General features: G+C 42.9%; 12 protein-coding genes. 4 read left to right on the forward strand and 8 right to left on the reverse strand.

Annotated features, from left to right (window positions below; translation table 11 throughout):
- Nucleotides 1-149: 149 nt before the first annotated feature.
- The 3 genes from xyl3A to K333_RS0101775 all read right to left on the reverse strand — a co-directional run bounded on the left by xyl3A (nucleotide 150) and on the right by K333_RS0101775 (nucleotide 5,918).
- Nucleotides 150-2,735, reverse strand: a complete 2,586-nt coding sequence (gene xyl3A / locus K333_RS0101765) for a xylan 1,4-beta-xylosidase (RefSeq protein ID WP_027452260.1) — start codon at nucleotides 2,733-2,735, stop codon at nucleotides 150-152.
- 246 nt (nucleotides 2,736-2,981) lie between these two features.
- On the reverse strand, nucleotides 2,982-5,111 hold the full coding sequence (locus K333_RS11695; RefSeq protein WP_024989175.1) for a glycoside hydrolase family 95 protein: 2,130 nt from the start codon (nucleotides 5,109-5,111) through the stop codon (nucleotides 2,982-2,984).
- Between the two features lie 81 nt (nucleotides 5,112-5,192).
- Nucleotides 5,193-5,918: a sulfite exporter TauE/SafE family protein gene (locus tag K333_RS0101775; RefSeq protein ID WP_024989174.1), complete on the reverse strand. Its 726-nt coding sequence runs from the start codon at nucleotides 5,916-5,918 to the stop codon at nucleotides 5,193-5,195.
- Between the two features lie 457 nt (nucleotides 5,919-6,375).
- Here K333_RS0101775 and K333_RS0101780 point away from each other — a divergent pair, with 457 nt between their 5' ends.
- Nucleotides 6,376-10,344: a hybrid sensor histidine kinase/response regulator transcription factor gene (locus tag K333_RS0101780; protein ID WP_024989173.1), complete on the forward strand. Its 3,969-nt coding sequence runs from the start codon at nucleotides 6,376-6,378 to the stop codon at nucleotides 10,342-10,344.
- Between the two features lie 64 nt (nucleotides 10,345-10,408).
- Nucleotides 10,409-11,209, forward strand: coding sequence for a DnaJ domain-containing protein (locus K333_RS13610; protein WP_024989172.1), 801 nt, complete (start codon nucleotides 10,409-10,411; stop codon nucleotides 11,207-11,209).
- On the opposite strand, the gene K333_RS0101790 is transcribed toward K333_RS13610, so the two are convergent.
- Together K333_RS0101790 and K333_RS0101795 are read right to left on the reverse strand one after the other, a co-directional pair.
- Nucleotides 11,206-12,030 (reverse strand): zinc ribbon domain-containing protein, encoded by an 825-nt coding sequence (locus K333_RS0101790; RefSeq protein ID WP_024989171.1) that lies wholly within the window; start codon nucleotides 12,028-12,030, stop codon nucleotides 11,206-11,208. The two genes, K333_RS13610 and K333_RS0101790, sit on opposite strands and share 4 nt — an antisense overlap.
- Before the next feature lie 26 nt (nucleotides 12,031-12,056).
- Nucleotides 12,057-12,845 carry a Nif3-like dinuclear metal center hexameric protein gene (locus K333_RS0101795; RefSeq protein ID WP_024989170.1) on the reverse strand — a complete coding sequence of 263 codons (789 nt, stop codon included), beginning with the start codon at nucleotides 12,843-12,845 and terminating at the stop codon, nucleotides 12,057-12,059.
- A gap of 150 nt (nucleotides 12,846-12,995) precedes the next feature.
- On the opposite strand from K333_RS0101795, the gene K333_RS0101800 reads away from it, so the two are divergent.
- Both K333_RS0101800 and K333_RS0101805 read left to right on the forward strand, forming a co-directional pair.
- A complete protein-coding gene (locus K333_RS0101800) occupies nucleotides 12,996-14,084 on the forward strand; it encodes an agmatine deiminase family protein (RefSeq protein ID WP_036885831.1) in 1,089 nt (362 codons plus the stop codon).
- 9 nt (nucleotides 14,085-14,093) lie between these two features.
- On the forward strand, nucleotides 14,094-14,978 hold the full coding sequence (locus tag K333_RS0101805; protein ID WP_024989168.1) for a carbon-nitrogen hydrolase: 885 nt from the start codon (nucleotides 14,094-14,096) through the stop codon (nucleotides 14,976-14,978).
- 82 nt (nucleotides 14,979-15,060) lie between these two features.
- Here the strand turns inward: K333_RS0101805 and K333_RS11700 are convergent, their stop codons facing one another.
- The 3 genes from K333_RS11700 to K333_RS12830 all read right to left on the reverse strand — a co-directional run bounded on the left by K333_RS11700 (nucleotide 15,061) and on the right by K333_RS12830 (nucleotide 20,740).
- On the reverse strand, nucleotides 15,061-15,543 hold the full coding sequence (locus K333_RS11700; RefSeq protein ID WP_024989167.1) for an energy transducer TonB: 483 nt from the start codon (nucleotides 15,541-15,543) through the stop codon (nucleotides 15,061-15,063).
- Nucleotides 15,544-15,710: 167 nt separating this feature from the next.
- The gene (locus tag K333_RS0101815) at nucleotides 15,711-17,000 is read right to left on the reverse strand and encodes an MFS transporter (protein ID WP_024989166.1); all 1,290 of its coding nucleotides are present in this window, start codon (nucleotides 16,998-17,000) and stop codon (nucleotides 15,711-15,713) included.
- Between the two features lie 32 nt (nucleotides 17,001-17,032).
- Entirely contained in the window at nucleotides 17,033-20,740 is a 3,708-nt protein-coding gene (locus K333_RS12830; protein ID WP_081657179.1) for a DUF4922 domain-containing protein, read from the reverse strand.
- Nucleotides 20,741-20,790: the final 50 nt, after the last annotated feature.

Consider the following 20,790-nt stretch of genomic DNA (forward strand, 5'->3'; position numbering starts at 1 on the left):
ATTACGCAAACCTTTTATATAAAGGGTATTTGAGTGTTACATAAACTTTATACCATGTTACAAAAACAAGAAAAATCTCATTTCTGATACAAAATGTAACAAGAAATGAGATTTTTAACAGTCTATCTTATTCGTCCTACGATTTAAGATTATTTTTCAATCGTTATATCAATTTCTTTTAAATCTTGTTTAAAACTACTTGTTCCATACCATACGTGATAGAGTCCCGGAGTGGTACGAACAGTATTCGTGGTGTTGTCGAAAAACTCGAAAGCGTTTTTGCCGAGTTCGATTTCTACATTCTTCGATTCGCCGACTTTGAGGTTTACCTTCTTAAAGGCACGCAGGGTTTTGATAGGGCCTTCCGTGTCACCATCCTTCTTGACATAGACCTGAACAGTCTCGCTACCGTCTTTCTTTCCTACGTTGGCTACCGGTATTGTCAGTTGAACCGTTTCTTCCGGAAGGATATTTGTCTTAGAAGCCTTACCGTCCCCTATATTAAATAAGGTGTAACTTAGTCCATAACCAAATGGGAAGAGTGCATCTTCGAAATACCGATAGGTTCTGCCTTTCATCGAATAATCTTCAAAGTCTGGTAGTTGACTGGTACTCTTATAGAATGTAACAGGAAGTTTACCGCCAGGGTTATAGTCACCATACAATACTTCGGCTACGGCGGTTCCACCCTCCTGACCTGGATACCAAGCCTGGAGAATAGCTTCTACATTCTTCGTTTCCGGAGTCAAGGCGATTGCCGAACCCGAACAATTGACATAGATGACTTTCTTGCCGGCATCTTTCAAAGCCTTCAGATAATCACGCTGTACCTTCGGCAACTCGATATTGGTACGGTCTCCGCCTTTGAAGCCATCGATCTTTACCGGCATCTCTTCACCTTCAAGTGCCGGAGAAATACCACCAACGAAGATGACTTTGTCGATACCCTTGAGTTGGGCTATCTGCTTCTGATAATTGATTGGATTCTCTACGCCTAGGTTGATCTTCATATTAGCTCCCCAAGTAGGAACGAAATGATAACGTATTTCGATCTTATAGTTTTTACCGGCTTCTACATCAAGAGGGGTACGAGTGGGCTGGGTGCGCCATGTGTGAAACTTCTGTACGGTCTTTCCATTCACCAAAACCTCAAAGTCACCACAACTCTCTACTTTCAATACTACTTGCTGTGACTTTTTCGCCTTATATACTGTCTCATATTTTGCCGAGAAGTTTTCTACTTTTACTCCTGGGGCAAACACATGCATACCTGCTGTTGTTACGGCGAGTTCATCGGTATAATACTGAGTTGTGACGGGTTTACCGCCCCACTCCATATTATTCCAGAAGGTGCCTCGCAAACCTTTATGGCCATCAATCTGACATTCAGGAAGAAGAGTGGTCACGATTTTGTCGTCTGTGAGATCACATCCCTTCATATACACTACATTCTTATTCTTGGCCTTGATACCATCAAGAATGGTCACCGTATGATTTGGTGTTCCGTTGTAGTTACCCCACATCATAGGTGTATTGTCGGCATTAGGGCCGATAACGGCGATTTTCTCCTTACGGCCCAAAGGAAGAATCTGGTTGTTATTCTGAAGAAGGACTAAACTCTGACGAGCCATTTCAAGAGCTATCCGGCGATGTTCCTTACAATCCATGACAGAAGGCTTTATCTTAGACCATTCCACAAGTTTAGGATCATCCATCTCACCCAATTCAAAGCGACCTTCCAACAGGCGTAATACATGCTTATCGACTTCTTCTTCGGAAATCAATCCGCGGCGCACAGCCTCCGGAATACTCTTATAAGCATAATTATATCCACATTCCACGTCGGTACCGGCCAAAGTCGCTACAGCAGAAGCATGGACAGCATCACTAGAGGTTTTATGGGTCTGCCAAATATCGGAAACAGCCCCACAATCGCTGACGACAAGGTATTTGAATCCCCATTCGTCACGCAGGATTTGCTGCAACAGTCGATTATTACCACAACATGGTTCGTCATCGAGTCGTTGATAAGCGCACATCACCTCTCTCACCTTAGCATCTTGTACCAAGGTCTTGAAAGCTGGTAGATAAGTTTCCCACAAGTCTCGTGGTTCTACATCATTGATATTTGCCGTATGGCGAGTATATTCCGGTCCACTATGCACGGCATAATGCTTGGCACAAGCCCAAAGTTTACGATACTTTGAAGATTCCGGTCCTTGCAGACCTCTAACAACAGCAACACCCATGACAGAGGTAAGATACGGGTCTTCTCCATAGGTTTCCTGTCCTCTTCCCCATCTAGGATCGCGGAAGATGTTTACATTAGGAGTCCATACCGAAAGACTATGGAATTTCTGGTCTTCGCCACCAGCAAGCATTCGCTGATTGTATTGCGCACGCATCTCATCACTTGCGGCATTAAACACACGATATAGTAGTTGGTCGTTAAAAGAAGAGGCCATTGCCACAGGTTCCGGAAATACCGTAACATTGCCCATATTGGCTGCGCCATGTAGAGCCTCGCTCCACCAAAAGAACTTCTTGATACCTAAACGTGGAATTGCTGGTGACTCGTCGAGCATCAGAGAAGCCTTTTCTTCAAGGGTCAAGCGACTTAACAAGTCTTTCGCACGTTGCTCTACCGGGAGATTGGGATTCTGATAAGGATAGGTCTGTGCCTTTATCGGCGATGAGAACATCGTCAACACTACCGTACACAAACTTACTCCCATAGAGAAAGCAACCTGCTTTACTTTTTTCTGTTTCTTCATAGTGTCTTATTTATTATATAAACATGATTTCGATGATTTTCAGGGTACATAGAATCTATGTTCTTTACGCTATTAACGGCATCGATTTACGCAGTTAACTACATCAGCTCACGCAGTTAACTACATCGGCCTACGCAGTTAACTGCGTAGCCTTACGAAGTTAACTGCGTAAAACGAGGGTATTATCCAACCTTAAGAGCATTGATATCAATGGATCTTGGAATAGATAATCTTTCCAGCCTTCCATTTCATATCAACGACCTTACCTCCACGTGTTCTGAAGCCCTTGACTTCACCATCTGTCCAGTCGTCAGGAAGAGCAGGAAGCAATTCTACCTTACCATTCTGACTCTGAACAAGCATCTCTGCGATACCAGCGGCAAGTCCAAAGTTACCATCGATTTGGAAAGGTGGATGGGCATCGAAGAAGTTAGGATACAGATGTCCATTGAATAGGTTCTTGATGACTTTCCAAGCATGGTTGCCATCATGCATACGTGCCCAGAAGTTCACTTTCCAAGCCAAACTCCATCCTGTAGCTTCATCGCCTCGCTGTATCAAGGTGTTGCGGGCACCCTCGAAAAGCACAGAATCCGACGGAGAAATCTGATTAGAAGGATACAAGCCATACAAATGAGAGATATGGCGATGCTGATCTTTAGGATCATCGGCATCTTCTCGCCACTCTTGCAACTGGCCATACTTTCCAACCTTCATTGGGGCTATCCTTGAGATTTGGAGTTTTAGTCTCTTACGATAATTTGGGTCTATATTCAAGATTGAATCTGCCTTAAAGGCTTGTGTAAGTACATCACGGGCTATCTGATTGTCCATCGTAGAACCTGCCGTGATGGCAGAACGTCCATAAGGGCCATGTTCCGGTGATTCTGATGGTATGGTCACTAAATCGCCGGTCTTAGGGTCTTCTTGCATATAGTCGAGATAGAAATCTGCCGCTCCCTTGAGAATCGGATACTGTTCGCGTAACCATTTTTTGTCGCCCGTATACAGATAATGTTGCCAGAGATGCGTCGTGAGCCATGCTCCGCCATTCGGATACATTCCCCACATAGCACCATCTACAGGACCTGAGATACGCCATAAATCCGTATTGTGATGGGCCATCCAACCGCGACAGCCGTACATTTCTCGGGCTGTGACGGCTCCTGTCTCGCTCAAATCCTTGATCATGCGGAACAAAGGTTCTTCACATTCGGTAAGGCCACAAACTTCTGCCGGCCAATAGTTCATTTCTGTATTGATATTGATGGTATACTTACTATCCCAAGCCGGATTCACATCGCGATTCCATATACCTTGCAGGTTAGCAGGTTCTGAACCGGGCTGCGAGGAGGAGATGAGAAGATAGCGTCCATAGTTGAAAAGCATATTTGCCAACTGCACATTCTTATCTCCCACCTTATTATATATATGCAAACTTACACGGTCGTATTGCTTCTTGTATGCTTTTTCATGTCGCTGAAGAAGTTTGGCATACGAGAGATTCGCTACCGATGCTAGTTGTTTCGTGCATCGCTGAGCCGGAGATGCTGAAACATCATGATAATTTACAAAACTTGTGGCTGCTGTGATCAATAAGATTATCTCGCGGGAATTCTTGATCTGTATGTCTGATTTCCCGTCTTTTACGTCTCCGTCTGCCTTGACAAGAACGCGATATTCGGCTTCAAGTTGACCTCTTACTCCCTCGTGATCGACATTATGCAACCTTGAAATCAAAGTATGGTTATTCACACTACATACTCTCTGCAAGAAGTTATGGTCTTTTACACGTAGTGAGATTGGACTGTCACTGGTAATTCTGACAACAATGACGGGATCACTAAGCGAAGCAAACACTTCGCGATGAATATGATTACCGCCTTGCTTGTAATCCACAGAAGCTAATGCGCGATCTAACTTCAAGTCTCGCACATACTGACTAACCTTGTCATGACAGTCAAAGTCGATTACGATATCTCCCAAAGGAAGGAATTTCATGCCATGAGGTCCCTTGATGAAATAACGGTTGATGAGATTCTCAGCTTCGTTTTCACGCCCATTGAATATCAACTGTCGCACTTCTGCCAGATGAGATAATGATTCCTTGGAATTATTGGTATAAGGACCACCCGACCAAAAGGTATCCTCGTTTAAAGCAATGGTATCGGAAACAATTCCACCATATAACATTGCACCCATCTTTCCATTACCCAATGGCAATGCCTCCAACCACTCTTTGGCCGGAGTATTAAACCATATACGCTGCTCGTCATTATGGGCATAAAGGCCCATAAACGAAAGCAGCAAACATAATAACAAATACGATCTTTTCATTTGAGCACAAAGTTAATATATTTTAGGCGTAAGTAATTTCGTATATGTTTCAAATAGTTTACTAAAAGTTTCAAGTGGTGGCTATGCTGTAAAAAGTATTATAATTCCGCTAATTCCAATGTAAGTATATACGACATATCTGAATATGTATCTCGGGATGTGATTAAAGACGAATGCGCCCAAAGCGGAGCCTAATACGACACCTCCTATACCATACAGGTAATCTATTCCGACGGTAGGTGTGAGAAAGCCATTGTACGCACGCTCCAGTGTCATCATCAGGTTACCAACAACGAAATAGGTTTGGCACATGGCCATATAATGATTTTTATCGGACTCTGAGGATATAAAATAAAGCACGGCCGGTGGTCCTTGCATTCCGAAGAATCCTCCCATGAGTCCGCTCAACACGCCTATGCCGACCTGATTGGACTTTGTCGCAGGTATTTTTATCCGACGACTGAAGAACTCGAAATAAATGCTGATAAGGATCAGAACGATACCGAGAATCCTACGCAGAAGTATGTCATCCATTCTTTTCAGATAGAAGATTGGTATTGCTGACACGACAATGAAAGTAAGAAGCATCGGCAGCAGATTCTTCCATACCACGTATTTACGCATTCTTACGGCTACAATAAGAGATGTCGACATGGCCAGCAGTCCACTCAATGTGGTGGCTTCGCCGAATGACGGCATGAGGAACGGAAGCATCGTCATGATGAAGATGCCAAAACCGAATCCTGTAGTACGCTGTATGAAACTAGCGCCTATACAGAGAAGAAATATGATTAGAAATAAATCCATTTTATATGATTACTTTCTGCGAAGGTAATATAATTTATTGACAAAAACAACTTTCTGTGCCATAAAAAGTGATACATACAGAAAAAAAATACTGGGTCACTAGTATCGCTACTCATGACCCAGAACTACCTAAAACGTTCAAAAAACAACTTTTTTAACTAACCTAAAAAATAATTTCACATAAACTTATGTATCTTTCGTATCTTCAGAATCCACCAGATTCTATATTTTTAAAACAACTATAAATTCAACGCTGCAAAGGTAATCGTTTATTTGCAAACTATCGTTTTCATATGTTTCCAATAATTTATCATTTGTATCAAACTGTGTTAAACTGCTGTAACAAAAACTTTCCTATTCGTACCATCGAAAAATAATTTATCCGCTATTTCTTTTGTAACTCGCATAATTTCAGTATCTTTGCAGAAAATAACGTATGCGAAGCAAAAAGCTAACTATGAAACTTAATTTTTTAATATTATTATTACTTCTAACCTTAAGAATCTCTGCCCAAACCGGTAAATTCTATAATACGGATAACCAACTACCTAGCAGTTTTGTAAATCAGGTATATCAGGATTCACAAGGTTACATTTGGATTGCTACCAGAAATGGACTAAGCAGATATGACGGCTATCAATTCAAGAACTTTACGAACGATGACCTTACAAGCGTATATATCAACTGTATATGTGAGGACTCTAAGCACGATCTGTATTTTGGAAGTAATACCAACGTACAACGATTCCATAATGGTGCTTTCGAGACGATTCATCTCTATGACAAAAATACCAAACGTGAGATAAGTACTTATGTCACTTCTATCATTGAGAATAAACAGGGGAAAATTCTGATCAGCACTTCCGGATATGGTCTCTTGCAACTCAAGGATAATACGGCTATGGCTTTAGGTGGAGCTACGGCAAAAGTTTTATTTATCCGTAAGATGGTGGAAGACAGTAAGGGACGCTTATGGATTATCGATGACAAACAAGGACTTCTCTGTGTCTTTCACAATAAACTCCAGAAGGTATCGATCCCGAAGGAAACCCGAACATATCTAAGAGATATCTGCGAGGATGCTCGGGGAAATATTTATGTTGCAACTATCGGACAAGGTCTTTTCAAGCTCAACAATTCTAACCAAACTTTTGAGAAGATTCCGGCTGCCGGCAACCTACCAATTTCGAGTTTCCATATCACCAGGAACGGTCTGTTCTTGTTAGGATGTGATGGTAACGGTCTCTATACTTTCGACCCGAAAACGAATCTGATCACCAACAATCCTTTCTACTCTCCAGAAACCGACCTTACCCATACCAAGGTGTATTCTATCATCGAGGATCAATCGGGAAACATCTGGTTGGGATTGTTCCAGAAAGGTGTATTCATGCAACCTGTCCAGCATAGTATCTTTGGCTATCTCGGTGCAAAACTCGGAACGCATAACGTAATTGGTTCTAACTGTGTTTCCGCCGTACTCAGAGACCATCTAGGAAACTTATGGGTGGGTACGGATAAAGATGGCTTATATCTCTTGGACAGTCATCGCAACTTGATAAGACATTATACAAATGTACCTTCTACCATTCTGGCCTTAACGGAAACCAAAGACGGAAAAATATGGTTAGGATCATACGAGGAAGGTATGGGATACGTTTCTGCATCTTCTTCGGCCTACACACCACATAACCTTAATATTGGTGAGCACACGAGTGTTTACACCATTGCTAAGGATCATCATGATAATCTATGGATAGGTACCATGGGACAGGGTATCATCTATTTAGACCCTTCGACAGGAAAACAGAAGCGCTTTGTTGCTCCTCAGAACAACAACACACGACATATGAACTGTCTGACCAATAATTTTATCGGTAAAATCATTCTCTCTCGTGATGGCAAACGTATGTATGCCGCTACTTCCGTGGGAGTCGTATGTCTGGACTTGACCAAGAACAGTTGGCTTAGTACCTTTGGCGTGAACTGTCCTAATTTCGGAACTTATTGTACTACCGTACACGAGGGATTGGACGGATTCATCTATGTGGGAACGAATTATGGACTTTATCGTTATGATCAGAAAAATAAAAAGACGAAGATAATAACCATAAAAGATGGACTGCCTTGTAATGGTATTGCCAGTATAGAACATGATCACTTGGGTAGATTGTGGATAGGTACTTATCATGGTCTGTGCTGCATGAATCCGAAGAATCTCAACATGAATTGTTTCTATACTGACAAGGGATTACAAGGAAATGAGTTCACAGATGGGGCTTCGTTCATGACTCAGGATGGAAAGAATGCGTTCTTCGGAGGTGTCGGTGGTGTGACATGGTTCGAAACCGATGCAAAACTTAACCAGACTTGGAAAGCAAATGTAACATTAACAAGTATTGTATCGGGAAACCAAGAAATCCTCGGTTATATGGAAGACGATAAAAACGAAGATGAGGAATATACCTTCGACTATGAGGATAACTCTCTCTCGCTACATCTGTCTACGCTTACATACGATGATCCTGACAATATCACTTATTTGTATAGCATCAACAACGAGAAATGGAATAAACTACAACCGGGAAGCAATGAGATCAACTTCAGCCACTTGTCACCGGGAACATATCATTTCCGCGTGAAGGCTATGCTCAACAATCAGCAATCCAGCGAGAAGGAGTTTACCATCATCGTAAAATCTCCGTGGTATCGCTCTTCTATCGCTTATTTATTCTATATCATCCTGTTGGTTTTTGGTGTCTTCGAGTATCTACAGTATCGTAAACGCCGCGAAGAGGCTCGTCTTAAACTGCAAGAGCATATCCATGCTGAGGAAATGGGTGAGGCTAAACTGAAATTCTTCATGAACATCAGTCATGAGATTCGTACGCCTATGACGCTGATTATCTCTCCTCTACTGCAATTGATGAAAGAGAATAAGGATTTGCATCATCAGCATGTTTACGAGACTATGCGAAGAAATGCTGAGCGTATACTTCACCTCATCAACCAAATGATGGATCTGCGTAAAATCGATAAAGGACAGATGGCTATGCATATGCGAGAAACGAATATGATTTCTTTCATCGATGATGTGCGCACGCTCTTCGCTGAACAGGCTCGTAACAAGAAGATCAATCTGAAATTCGAGCACGACTGCGATAGGCTTCCTGTATGGATTGACCGAAGTAACTTTGACAAAATCTTGGTCAACATCATCTCTAATGCCTTTAAATATACTAAGGTGGGTGGAAATATCACCATCAAACTTACGCATACAGCTGAAGAATGTAAAATAGCTATCAGCGATGACGGAGAGAAGATTGCAGAGGATAAACTAGAACGTATATTCGACCGCTTCTACCAGACACCGACGACGGCTAACGATCGCCATATTGGTACGGGTATCGGTCTCGACCTGACACGTTCTCTCGTGGAACTTCACTATGGTAATATCGAGGCTCATAATAACGAAGACAAGGGTTGCGAATTTGTCGTTACCATTCCGTTAGGTAATGAGCATCTGAAACCTGAAGAGATGATTTCTGATTCTCTTGATGCTGAAGAGGAGAAACGTATAGAGGCACAGAATGATGTTGAGGAAACGATTGTAGATGATGACATCGAAGATGTTCTAAACACGGAGACAACAGGTAAGGGTAAACGTACTACGGTTGCCATCGTGGAGGACGACGAGGAGATTTCCAAATATCTTGAGAGTGAGTTGGGAAGAGACTATAAGATCACAACTTATCCAAATGGTAAGGATGCGTTGGAAGGTATCCTCCGCAAGGAAAGACCTAACTTGGTGATTAGTGATGTCATGATGCCGGAAATGGACGGAAACACGCTCTGTGCTAATCTCAAGAACAATATCAATACCAATGATATTCCGGTCATCCTGCTGACGGCAAAGAGCCGTGACGAGGACAGACTGGAGGGATTGGAAACCGGTGCTGATGCTTTCATCGTGAAACCTTTCAATATGGATATTCTTCGTCGTACTGTTGTCAACTTATTACAGCAGAGGCAGACTCTTCGCAACAAATTCAATGGCAATGAGTCGCAAAAGAGCAGAATTGACGAGATCAAGATGCAGAGTCCTGACGAGAAATTGTTGGAGAGAATCATGGGCGTTATCAACGCTAACATCAGCAATCCTGAGTTAAGTGTCAATATGATTTCTGAACAGGTGGGTATCAGCCGTGTCCATTTATACCGTAAGATGAAGGAGCTGACAAACCAAACTCCTCATGGTTTCATCCGTAACATACGATTACAACAGGCTGCCAAACTGTTGAAACAGCAAGGACAGAATGTAACGGATGTGATGTATGCTTGTGGATTCAACAATCCGGCTTCTTTCTCAACTACATTCAAGGCTCTCTATGGTGTTTCGCCTCGTGATTATATGAATCAGAAATAAGCAAGGAACTTGAGTTGGCATAATATTTGCATCATCAAGGATATATAATCAAACAAATAATAATATGGCAGCAGGAAAATGGATAGGCGGAGCCTTAGGCTGGATTACAGGAGGTCCTCTCGGAGCTCTTGTAGGGTTTGCAATGGGATATCTTTTCGATAAAGGATTAGATAATTACAGCGAAAACGATACGTATATTAATCGTGAATACGATGATTATGGGTCAACACATCGACAATATCGACAAGAAGAGCAACGAAATTCCTTCATGTTCTCTTTATTGGTCCTCACAGCCTACATCATTCGCGCCGACGGTAAGGTGATGCATTCTGAGATGGAAGTAGTAAGAAACTTCCTTCGACAGAATTTCGGAGAATCCGCAAAGGTACAAGGAGAACAAATACTGTTGAAGATCTTTGAACAACAGAAGAATATAGGAGCCCAACAGTTTGAAAGTGTTATCCGTGACAGTTGTCATCAGATTGCTGTCTATATGCCTTTTGAACAGCGTTTACAACTCATCAACTTCTTGACGATTATAGCCAGAGCCGATGGTATTGTAGCGACAGAAGAGGTAAAAGCTATAAAAAATGTAGCTATCCATCTGGGATTGTCTATAGCCGATGTAGAATCTATGCTCAACCTCAAGGATGGCAGTACAAATCTAGACGCAGCATATAAAGTGTTGGGGGTATCACCGGATGCCAGCAATGATGAGGTAAAGAAAGCCTATCGTAAGTTGGCATTACAGAATCATCCTGACCGTGTTGCCACTCTTGGTGAAGACATAAAAAAAGCGGCAGAGATTAAATTTAAAGAAATCAATGCCGCTAAAGAACTTATATGGAAGGAAAGAGGTCTTTAAGCCTCTTCTCCTTCTGTTTTCTTCTTACGAATAGTACGCTTGCGCTTTGGCTTTTCTTCTTTTACTTCAGATTTAACACCTGCCAATTCTGGGTCAATAAGGATACGACCACAGTATTCACAAACGATAATCTTCTTGTGCATCTTGATATCCAACTGACGCTGAGGCGGAATCTTGTTGAAGCAACCACCACAGGCATCACGCTGTACATACACGATACCAAGACCATTACGAGCACCCTTACGGATACGCTTGAAGCTGGTAAGAAGACGCTCTTCGATCTTACTCTCAAGTTCGGTTGCCTTCTCTTTCAATTTAGCTTCCTCTTCCTTGGTCTCGCTGACAATCTCAGAAAGTTCTGTACGCTTCTCGGCAAGAGCTGTCTCATGATCTTCAATAGTCTGCTGAGTGTACTCTAACTCTTTACCCTTTTCTTCAACCTTAATCTGAGCTTCCTTGATCTTCTTCTCGCAAAGTTGAATCTCAAGTTCCTGGAATTCAATCTCCTTACTCAAGGTATCATACTCACGGTTATTCTTTACCTCATCAAGCTGCTTCTTGTAACGCTCCAAGCTCTGCTCTGCATCAGTGATTTCACCTTTCTTTTGAGAAATTGCTCTTTGGAATTCATCAATCTCTCGCTCAATCTTCTCATAACGAGTCTTCAAGCCCTCGATCTCATCTTCAAGGTCTTTTACCTCAAGAGGAAGCTCACCACGAATAGCACGCTTCTCATCGATAGCTGACAAGGTAGTCTGCAACTGGAAGAGAGTTCTCAACTTCTCTTCTACGGTCAATTCTGAAGGATCTTTCTTTGCCATATTATTGATATATTATATATTGTATTTTATAAGTAAATTATCGGATTCGTATTGGTCTCTGCTATTTCACATCTCACTTCCGGGCAAGCCTTTTGTATGATGCTCTGGAAGACTTCAGTCACGTATTGTTCACTCTGATAGTGACCTATCACGCAAATCTGTATTTCCTGTTCATGACCGAAATATTCATGATAGCTCATCTCACCGGTGATAAAAGCATCTACTCCTGCAGCAATGGCCTCTTCAAGTAGAAAACTTCCTGCACCACCACAGACTGCAACCTTCTTGATAGGACGGCGCAACAGTTGATTACAACATACGCTCTCGACCTCAAAGACATGACGAAGTTTTATCACTAGGTCATCGGCAGCCAACGGTTCTTCGAAGGTTCCAATTACACCTTCTCCACCTTTTACGCCATTCACTTCCTGTAATTTCCCCAAGAAGTCAGGATTCTCAAGACCAAGTTTTTCGGCAATCTTGAAATTCACTCCACCCTGGGCCGCATCCAGATTGGTATGCATGCTCACGATAGCGATGTCGTTTTTTACCGCCTTACGAACAGCACGCTGCACGTAGTCTTCATCTGTCACACGTCGTAACTTTCTGAAGATTATCGGATGATGACTCACAATAAGATTACAACCCTTACGGATAGCCTCATCGACAATTTCCTCAGTCACGTCAAGACACAATAAAGCCCCTGAGACTTCCACCCCTGTTAATCCAACCTGCAACCCGGCATTATCATAGTCTTCTTGCAGAGGCAGAGGCGCGAATTGTTCAAGGGCATCAATTACCTTTTGTATGTTCACGCTTGTATAAGCCTTTATATATTACCGTGCAAAGATACATATTATATTGTAATTATGCAAGGTTTTAACTAATTTTAGTTAGTACATCTTCTTAAATTCGCTCTTTTTTGTTTAACTTTGCACAATTAATAACAATCAATCTCATATCCTATGAACATTACTTTGCAAAGTGACTTTATCCTCCCACCTGAGTGGTATCCGCAAAGCGGCATTCAACTGACATGGCCTCATACCAACACCGATTGGGCTCCTTATCTTGATGATATCACACGTACTTTCATCGAGATGACCCGTATCATCGCTGCACGCGAGAAGGTTCTCATCGTCACACCTCACGTCAACGAAGTAAAAGATTCTTTGAAACAGGAACTTGGGGAGGACTTGTGCAAGAATCTTGTCTTTTATGAGATTGACACCAACGATACTTGGGCACGTGACCATGGAGCTATCACATTGGTCTCTACAGGTAAAGCTAAGGGATTCAACATCCATAACCATCTTCTCGACTTCAAGTTCAATGGTTGGGGTGAGAAGTTTGCTTACGAGAAAGATAATGCCATCAATCTACAACTCTATTATGCAGGTGCATTCAATGCTGCTCTGGAAAATCATACGGATTTCACACTGGAAGGCGGCAGCATCGAGAGTGATGGTAAGGGTTCTGTCTTTACGACGACCAGTTGTCTGATGGCCCCTCATCGCAATCAACCTCTTCGACAAAATGACATTGAGAATCGACTCAAGATTATTTTCCATGCTTCTCGCATTGTATGGCTGAATCATGGTCAACTGATTGGCGACGATACTGACGGACATATCGATACCATCGTCAGACTGGCTCCTAATGATACTATTCTATATATGGGAGCCGGAAAGGAGGACGATGAACAGCATGATGACTTTGTGGCATTGGAATCGGAACTACAGGAGTTACGTACCCTCGAAGGAAATCCTTATCGTCTGCTCCGTCTACCTATGCCTGACGCCATCTATGACGGTGAAGATCGCTTACCTGCCACTTATGCCAACTTCGTTATTCTCAATGGGGCTGTCATCGTACCTACTTACAACCAACCGAAGAATGATGCCGAGGCCTTGGAGCAGGTACAGAAAGCCTTCCCTAACTATGAGATCATCGGACTCGATGCACGTACTGTCATCCGACAACATGGTTCATTACATTGCCTGACAATGCAATACCCAAAAGATATTCTCACCCAACGTAATCAGATCTATTAATATATAACAATGAAAGAAATCAAAGTAGGTTTTTTACAACAACATAATACCAGTAGTCTGCAAAATAATATGGTTAGACTGGCCGAAGGCATTGCTAACCTAGCAGAAAGAGGTGCACAACTGATTGTATTACAGGAACTTCACAATTCACTCTATTTTTGTCAGGTTGAATCTGTGGATAACTTCAATCTTGCAGAACCTATTCCCGGTCCTTCCACTAACTTCTATGGTGAATTGGCCCGACAATATGGTGTGGTCATCGTCACCTCTTTATTCGAGAAACGTGCACCAGGCCTATATCACAATACAGCCGTTGTTATTGAAAAAGATGGTACTATAGCTGGTAAATACAGAAAGATGCACATCCCTGATGACCCTGCCTACTATGAGAAATTCTATTTCACACCAGGCGACTTAGGATTCCATCCTATCGACACATCAGTCGGACGATTAGGTGTACTCGTATGTTGGGACCAGTGGTATCCTGAAGCAGCACGTCTGATGGCTCTACAGGGGGCAGAAATACTTATCTACCCTACTGCCATTGGATACGAGAGCAGCGACACTCCTGAGGAACAGGAACGCCAGCGCGAGGCTTGGACAACCGTCATGCGTGGTCATGCTGTAGCCAACGGCTTGCCTGTCATTGCAGTCAATCGTGTAGGCTACGAACCGGATCCAAGTGGACAGACTGGTGGTATTCAATTTTGGGGAAGTAGTTTTGTAGCTGGACCTCAGGGAGAATTACATTATCGGGCCAGCAATGATGAGGAGGAAAGTGTTATTGTCAACATTGATTTAGACCACAGTGAACAGGTACGCCGCTGGTGGCCTTTCCTTCGCGATCGCAGAATCGATAAATATGACGACATCACGAAGAGATTCATCGATTAAAACATATCCATATCAAAGTAATGAACTTGTGAACGACCTAATATATAGCGTTCACAAGTTCATTTTGTTTATATCAGGACCTCTAAAAGTATTTCTTGGGAGTATCATATTTGAAATTAACAGCCACAGCCATTGCATATCTTACAGGATTGCCATCAACCTCAGCTGGTTTCCATTTCTTCATCTTTACCCTCTTCACCGCCTCAAGAGAAGCATTATCCAAAGGTGGAGTGATACCTTTCACCACCCTGAAATTACTACAACTACCATCTTTCTCTATCACAAAGCCGACAACAACACGAGAACCTTTCTCATCTAAACCATTGATCAATTCTTTTGGTATACTTTGGGCTTTCTCGTTTATTAATTTCATTAGGGCAGCCATCCCTCCCGGATAAGAAGGTCGCTTATCTGCAAGCTTATAAACATCTACCGAATCCTTGACAAGTTCAGCCTTGGGAGGATTCTCCGCTGCCTTCAATAGATCCAATAAGTTCTGAGCTGATGCCGTAACCGAACACATCATTAGAACACTTACACAAATCACCTGTTTAAAGTTTTTCATTCTTTTATTATGTTCAATATTAGATTATTAATGCAAAGATATGCATTTCAAAACAGAAAAGAGCCATTAGGTTCCATCTTTTTGATGCGAATTCAATTATATTAACACAAAGAGCATGCTTCCGAAGCAAGAAAACATGCTCTTTGAGAATAAAAAGTACGAATCATTTATTCGTCTTCGATCTCGAGGTCATCCTTGCGGCCGAATTCCGGATCAATATGTACAAACTTAGTAACAAGGAATGTGACCACACAACTCATCATGATGACCACGAAGAACATCCGATAACCTAACAGTTCCTGTAACGCTCCACTCACGAATCCCGGTAACATCAAACTGATGGTCATCAAGGCTGTACAGAGTGCATAATGACTGGTTTTATAATCTCCCTGAGAGAAGTAAATCAGATAAAGCATGTAAGCCGTGAAACCAAATCCGTAACCGAATTGCTCCACAAAGAGACAACTGCTGATCACCAAGATATTATTCGTCATCATATAACTGAGCAAGATATATACACAGTCTGGTAGCGTGATGGCACAAACCATCGGCCACAACCACTTTTTCAGTCCATCCTTAGATACGGCCATACCACCTAGAATACCACCCAACAACAGACCTACGACGCCCACAGTACCCGATGCCAGTCCATATTCCTGTGGCGACAATCCCAGACCACCGTTATGCGAAGCATCGATAAGAAACAGAGGAGTAATCTTTGTAAGGAATCCTTCAGGCATTCGATAGAACAACATGAAGCAAACTGCCGTGAGCAGATATGGCTTATGAAAGAATGTAACCACTGTATGCCCAAATTCTGTCAAGATATCATGTGTAGTGACCCCTAAACGAGGGCGATCAACCTTCGGCTCTGGCAGAATATAGCGATGCCAAGCCCATAACGCAATAAACAATCCTGTAACACCATAGAAGGTAAGACTCCACGAAAAACGGATATTATTACGGAATATCACTTGCAGATTACCCGCTATCATCACCAGTACACCTTGACCAAAAATCATAGCCAAGCGATAGAATGTACTTCTGATGCCTACAAAAAGAGACTGGTCGTGCTCACTCAATCCTAACATATAGAAGCCATCGGCTGCAATATCATGCGTGGCACTGGAGAATGCCATCAAGAAGAAAAAGAACAAGGTAGACTGCAACCACCACACCGTAGGGATAGTGAAAGCTACCCCGGCAAGGGACGCCCCAATCAACAACTGCATAGCCACCGTCCACCAACGCTTGGTCTTGATAATATCCACAAAAGGACTCCATATCGGTTTAAGCATCCATGGCAAATTCAGCCAGGAAGTATAAAATGTAATTTCCGCATTGCTCAGACCCATCTGCTTATACATCACCAAGGATACCACGGTGACAATGACATTTGGCAGTCCTTCAGCAAAGTAAAGAGTCGGTATCCAGCTCCAAGGATTTCTATTTTTCATGATGTTGAATCTTTACAAATGTTTCCGTTCTTTTATTTATAGATTTTCTTGATATCGGCACCTTGATAATAGTGCAACAGGATCTGGTCGTATTTGTACCCCTGTTCACCCATAACGGCAGCACCTATCTGGCACAATCCTACTCCATGTCCCCAACCTGCACCGATAATTTCAAACTGCTGTGGCACACCGTTAGCATCCTTCTCTGCCTTGTCTACTACAAAAGCAGAACTGTAAAGATGCGAAGAACTTAGTGTGCGACGAATCTCAAGTTCCTTACCGATAATGAAGCTCTTCTCACTTCCCACGATGCGGAGACGAGAAATTCTACCACTCTTTCCACGTTCCAAAGGTTCCAGATCCAAGATATCTCCCAAACTCATCTTAAGACTATCCTCTATCAACTGACGAATTTCCGCCTGTGTATAGGTTACTTTCCAGCGATAGAAGTCCACAGTTTCCTGATCATAATCATTCAACACCTGCGACAGAATCTTCTTATCATTCGTGTTACAGAAAGCATCCGGTGACGTACGAATCCATTGTTCTGCATTCGCTTCCACAGTGAGATCAGGCAACTCTTGTTTACCATCACGTACCGCCAATAGATAAGGTTTCTTGATATTCTCCCAGCAATACTGGAACTCTTCGGTGACACCACCACAACATTTTGAGAAGCGAGCGTCACAAATCTCATCACCACTCATCAAGATCTGACCACGGGTAGCCTTGATAGCCTCAGCGACATGTGGAGAAGTCTCTTTGGTTATACCTTGATAGCGCTGACAATGGTCATCGGCACACACATCAAAGATGGTATGGTCTTCGCGGTCGTACCAGCGAACCAACTCATCATCTTTCTTTACGAAAGAGAAGAAACTATTGCCTTGTTCAGCCACCTTACGGCGTTTCTCCATCTGTGCCAACAACCAACTGCGGGAAATCACAGCATGAGCCTTGAGAAGTTCCAAACTCGAAGTAGCACTCATCTCACTCGAGATCACACTCTCTAAGTATTTTTCTACTGGCAACTCGTTGATTGCACAGATTTTATCTTCCTCTACGACAAAAGACAACGTCCCCAAGAAAGTCTGAGTCTCTTTACGTTCCCAATGGAAGTTCACACCAATGGTCACATCGTCGAGCGAGAAAGAAGCATCATTACTCTGAGGATGGAAAGTAAGTTTACTATACTGATTACCATTCCATAAGATACCACCCTCGGAGAATTCCACAGTCTGCTCTCCTTCCACCTTCGTACCCTTGGCTAGATAAGGTTTGTTGAGTACGAAATGAACCTTCTGTGCCGATACGATTCCGACAGTCACGTCAGGCTGTTGGTTACCGAACATCGTCTCAAGATGTGGCGTCAACTTATCGAGAACTATACGCATGGTCTCATCAGTAATTGTCATTTCCTGCAAGATATCATACAGTTGACTACCCGTAATACGCTCGAAATCTTGCTCTCGTGGCGTTATCGCAAGTCCTGCCATATCCAGAGCACCCGGAGAGATAAGTATCTTACTGTCATCTTCAGCGAAATAACAATCCGGACGATGCTTCTTTCGTGGGAAGACAACGCTAACATATTCATCATCCTGTCGCCAAGCCACGATATTCATCATAGGTTCAGTTTCATCCTTCTGCTGTGGCAGAGAGCGATAGAGTTTCCTGAACAATTGCATATCAGCCTCAGCAGTTTTTGTACGAATCACGAAAGCCTTACAAGGATAATCCTTGATAACCGAAAGGCTCTCCTGCTCGTTCAGAGCAATAACGACATCCAAGTTTCTGCTCAGTCGCCCCCATTCTGTCTGTAGTGGTAACACACCACTCGTTCCAGCTTGGAAATGCATGTGGTCCGGTGCACTGGCACCACACTTCGGACCGTTATAGAATACCATCAACTGGTCGTATTCACTCAATATCTTATGTATCTCGCCATAATTTTCGAGTATCGCCTGTGGCTTATGCTTACGGGCAGGAATCGTGAAATGCGTTGGCAGAATAGGGAACGGATTCACCAACAGATGGAATTTGCCGTCGATATTCTTCGACATCTGCACATCCGGACGATTCTGGTCACAGAGGAAACATGCACGTTTGGCGATTGTATTCTTGTCTATCTTCGCCCCTGTACTTACAATTCGTGCTGGGTTAAACTGTACCTTAAGATTTATCGAAGTATGCTCACCTTCCACGGCAAGATCTCGTGTCTTCACCTGTGTCAGGTCACGATAACGTTTACGTACGTCATCCCATATCTCGATCTGTCGATTGAAGAATCGGGTAAGACTGTTGTTGGTATGCTCCAGAGTACCAGCAGCCAACTGTTTGCGAGCCATAATCTCCATCGTACGCAGTCGATCTTTGTAGAGATTATTTGCATTCACCTTTTCGATACTCAGATTACTGTCACTATTACCACCCCATCGACGGCATAGATACAGTTCTTCATAGATTCTTCCGATACGATAATGGCGACTAAACGCCAAACCTAAGGCATAGTCTTCACCATAACTGGTATTCGGGAACTGCAACTGACGGAGAATAGGCGTAAAGAAAGCACGCGGAGCACCAAGGCCATTGATACGCAACGCATTATTACATCCATTATCATCCGTCCACTCCTTATGATCAATCATACCGGGAGGCAACGTATTGAGGTCGAAATCGCACATTCTATAACTACCGATGATCATAGCCGCCTTCTGCTTATGGAAGGCATCCACGATTTTCTGCAAAGTATATGGAGAAGAATACAAGTCATCACTATCGAGCTGTACGGCGAAACGACCACAGAAGTTGGAATTGATAGCTTCGTTCCAGCAACCTCCGATACCCAAGTCATCGCGTTCCGGTACGATGACATGCAGATGCTCATACTTAGCTGCCAACGCATCGAGGATTTCACCCGTACGGTCGGTACTATGATTGTTGACAACGATAACATTGAAATCGAATTTGGCTTTCTGTGTGAGCGCACTCTCCACGGCATCAGCCACAGTCTTCTCACGATTGAACACAGGAATGATCACAGAAGCCTCCTGATCGAAATGCTGTTCATCAAACTCTGGTTTCAGATAATCATTCACATCCACTAACGCATGGATAGCGGCAAGATGCGCTGTGACCACCTTCTCCATCTCGATCTGAACCTCACGATTACGAGGGTTCACATAGTCAAACTGCTTTTCACCACTCTTGCGCAAGTCGAGTTCTTCCTCCGTATAGAGATACTCATTCAGATGGAAAATCTCACCCTTTCTACTCAAGAACAGGCGCAGATCATAAAGAGCCGCATATTGCAACACATTGTCATCATTCTGCATTCTCGCCCACTGATGGAACAGATCGGCACGAATCAACAGCAGCGAACCGAACTCGAAGTCATCCCGAACGGATCCCGACTGATAATCGATGACAGGATGCTTCACCAACTTGCCATTTTCCATGGCATAATGATCGCTATACACCATGGCAGCCTGCGTATCCACAGCCACCTGAAGCATACGATGCAGACAATTCTGTCCTATCACGACTTTGGTAGGACGAATGCATAAAAGTACGAATTCGGCATCTGTAGTATCATTAATCTCCAAAAGTGAAGTCGTAGAGGTCATCGACTTCTTTACGATATGAATATGCTGTACTGTCTTGTCATCAGAAAGAATTTGGCAAGTGTCCTTCATTTCATCACCAATTTCAGGCAAGAAACAGTCTATCTTTTCTCTCATTTTCTATGCTTTAATAATTATATAAGTGCAAAGATAATAGTTTTTTGCAA

The sequence above is a fragment of the Segatella albensis DSM 11370 = JCM 12258 genome (genome assembly GCF_000426565.1).
Classification (GTDB): domain Bacteria; phylum Bacteroidota; class Bacteroidia; order Bacteroidales; family Bacteroidaceae; genus Prevotella; species Prevotella albensis.

Bases quoted from the DNA above. Each gene is read 5' to 3' on its own strand.
- xyl3A (WP_027452260.1), bottom strand. From the start codon at position 2,735: ATGGGAGTAAGTTTGTGTACGGTAGTGTTGACGATGTTCTCATCGCCG.
- K333_RS11695 (WP_024989175.1), bottom strand. From the start codon at position 5,111: ATGAAAAGATCGTATTTGTTATTATGTTTGCTGCTTTCGTTTATGGGC.
- K333_RS0101775 (WP_024989174.1), bottom strand. From the start codon at position 5,918: ATGGATTTATTTCTAATCATATTTCTTCTCTGTATAGGCGCTAGTTTC.
- K333_RS0101780 (WP_024989173.1), top strand. From the start codon at position 6,376: ATGAAACTTAATTTTTTAATATTATTATTACTTCTAACCTTAAGAATC.
- K333_RS13610 (WP_024989172.1), top strand. From the start codon at position 10,409: ATGGCAGCAGGAAAATGGATAGGCGGAGCCTTAGGCTGGATTACAGGA.
- K333_RS0101790 (WP_024989171.1), bottom strand. From the start codon at position 12,030: ATGGCAAAGAAAGATCCTTCAGAATTGACCGTAGAAGAGAAGTTGAGA.
- K333_RS0101800 (WP_036885831.1), top strand. From the start codon at position 12,996: ATGAACATTACTTTGCAAAGTGACTTTATCCTCCCACCTGAGTGGTAT.
- K333_RS0101805 (WP_024989168.1), top strand. From the start codon at position 14,094: ATGAAAGAAATCAAAGTAGGTTTTTTACAACAACATAATACCAGTAGT.
- K333_RS11700 (WP_024989167.1), bottom strand. From the start codon at position 15,543: ATGAAAAACTTTAAACAGGTGATTTGTGTAAGTGTTCTAATGATGTGT.
- K333_RS0101815 (WP_024989166.1), bottom strand. From the start codon at position 17,000: ATGAAAAATAGAAATCCTTGGAGCTGGATACCGACTCTTTACTTTGCT.
- K333_RS12830 (WP_081657179.1), bottom strand. From the start codon at position 20,740: ATGAGAGAAAAGATAGACTGTTTCTTGCCTGAAATTGGTGATGAAATG.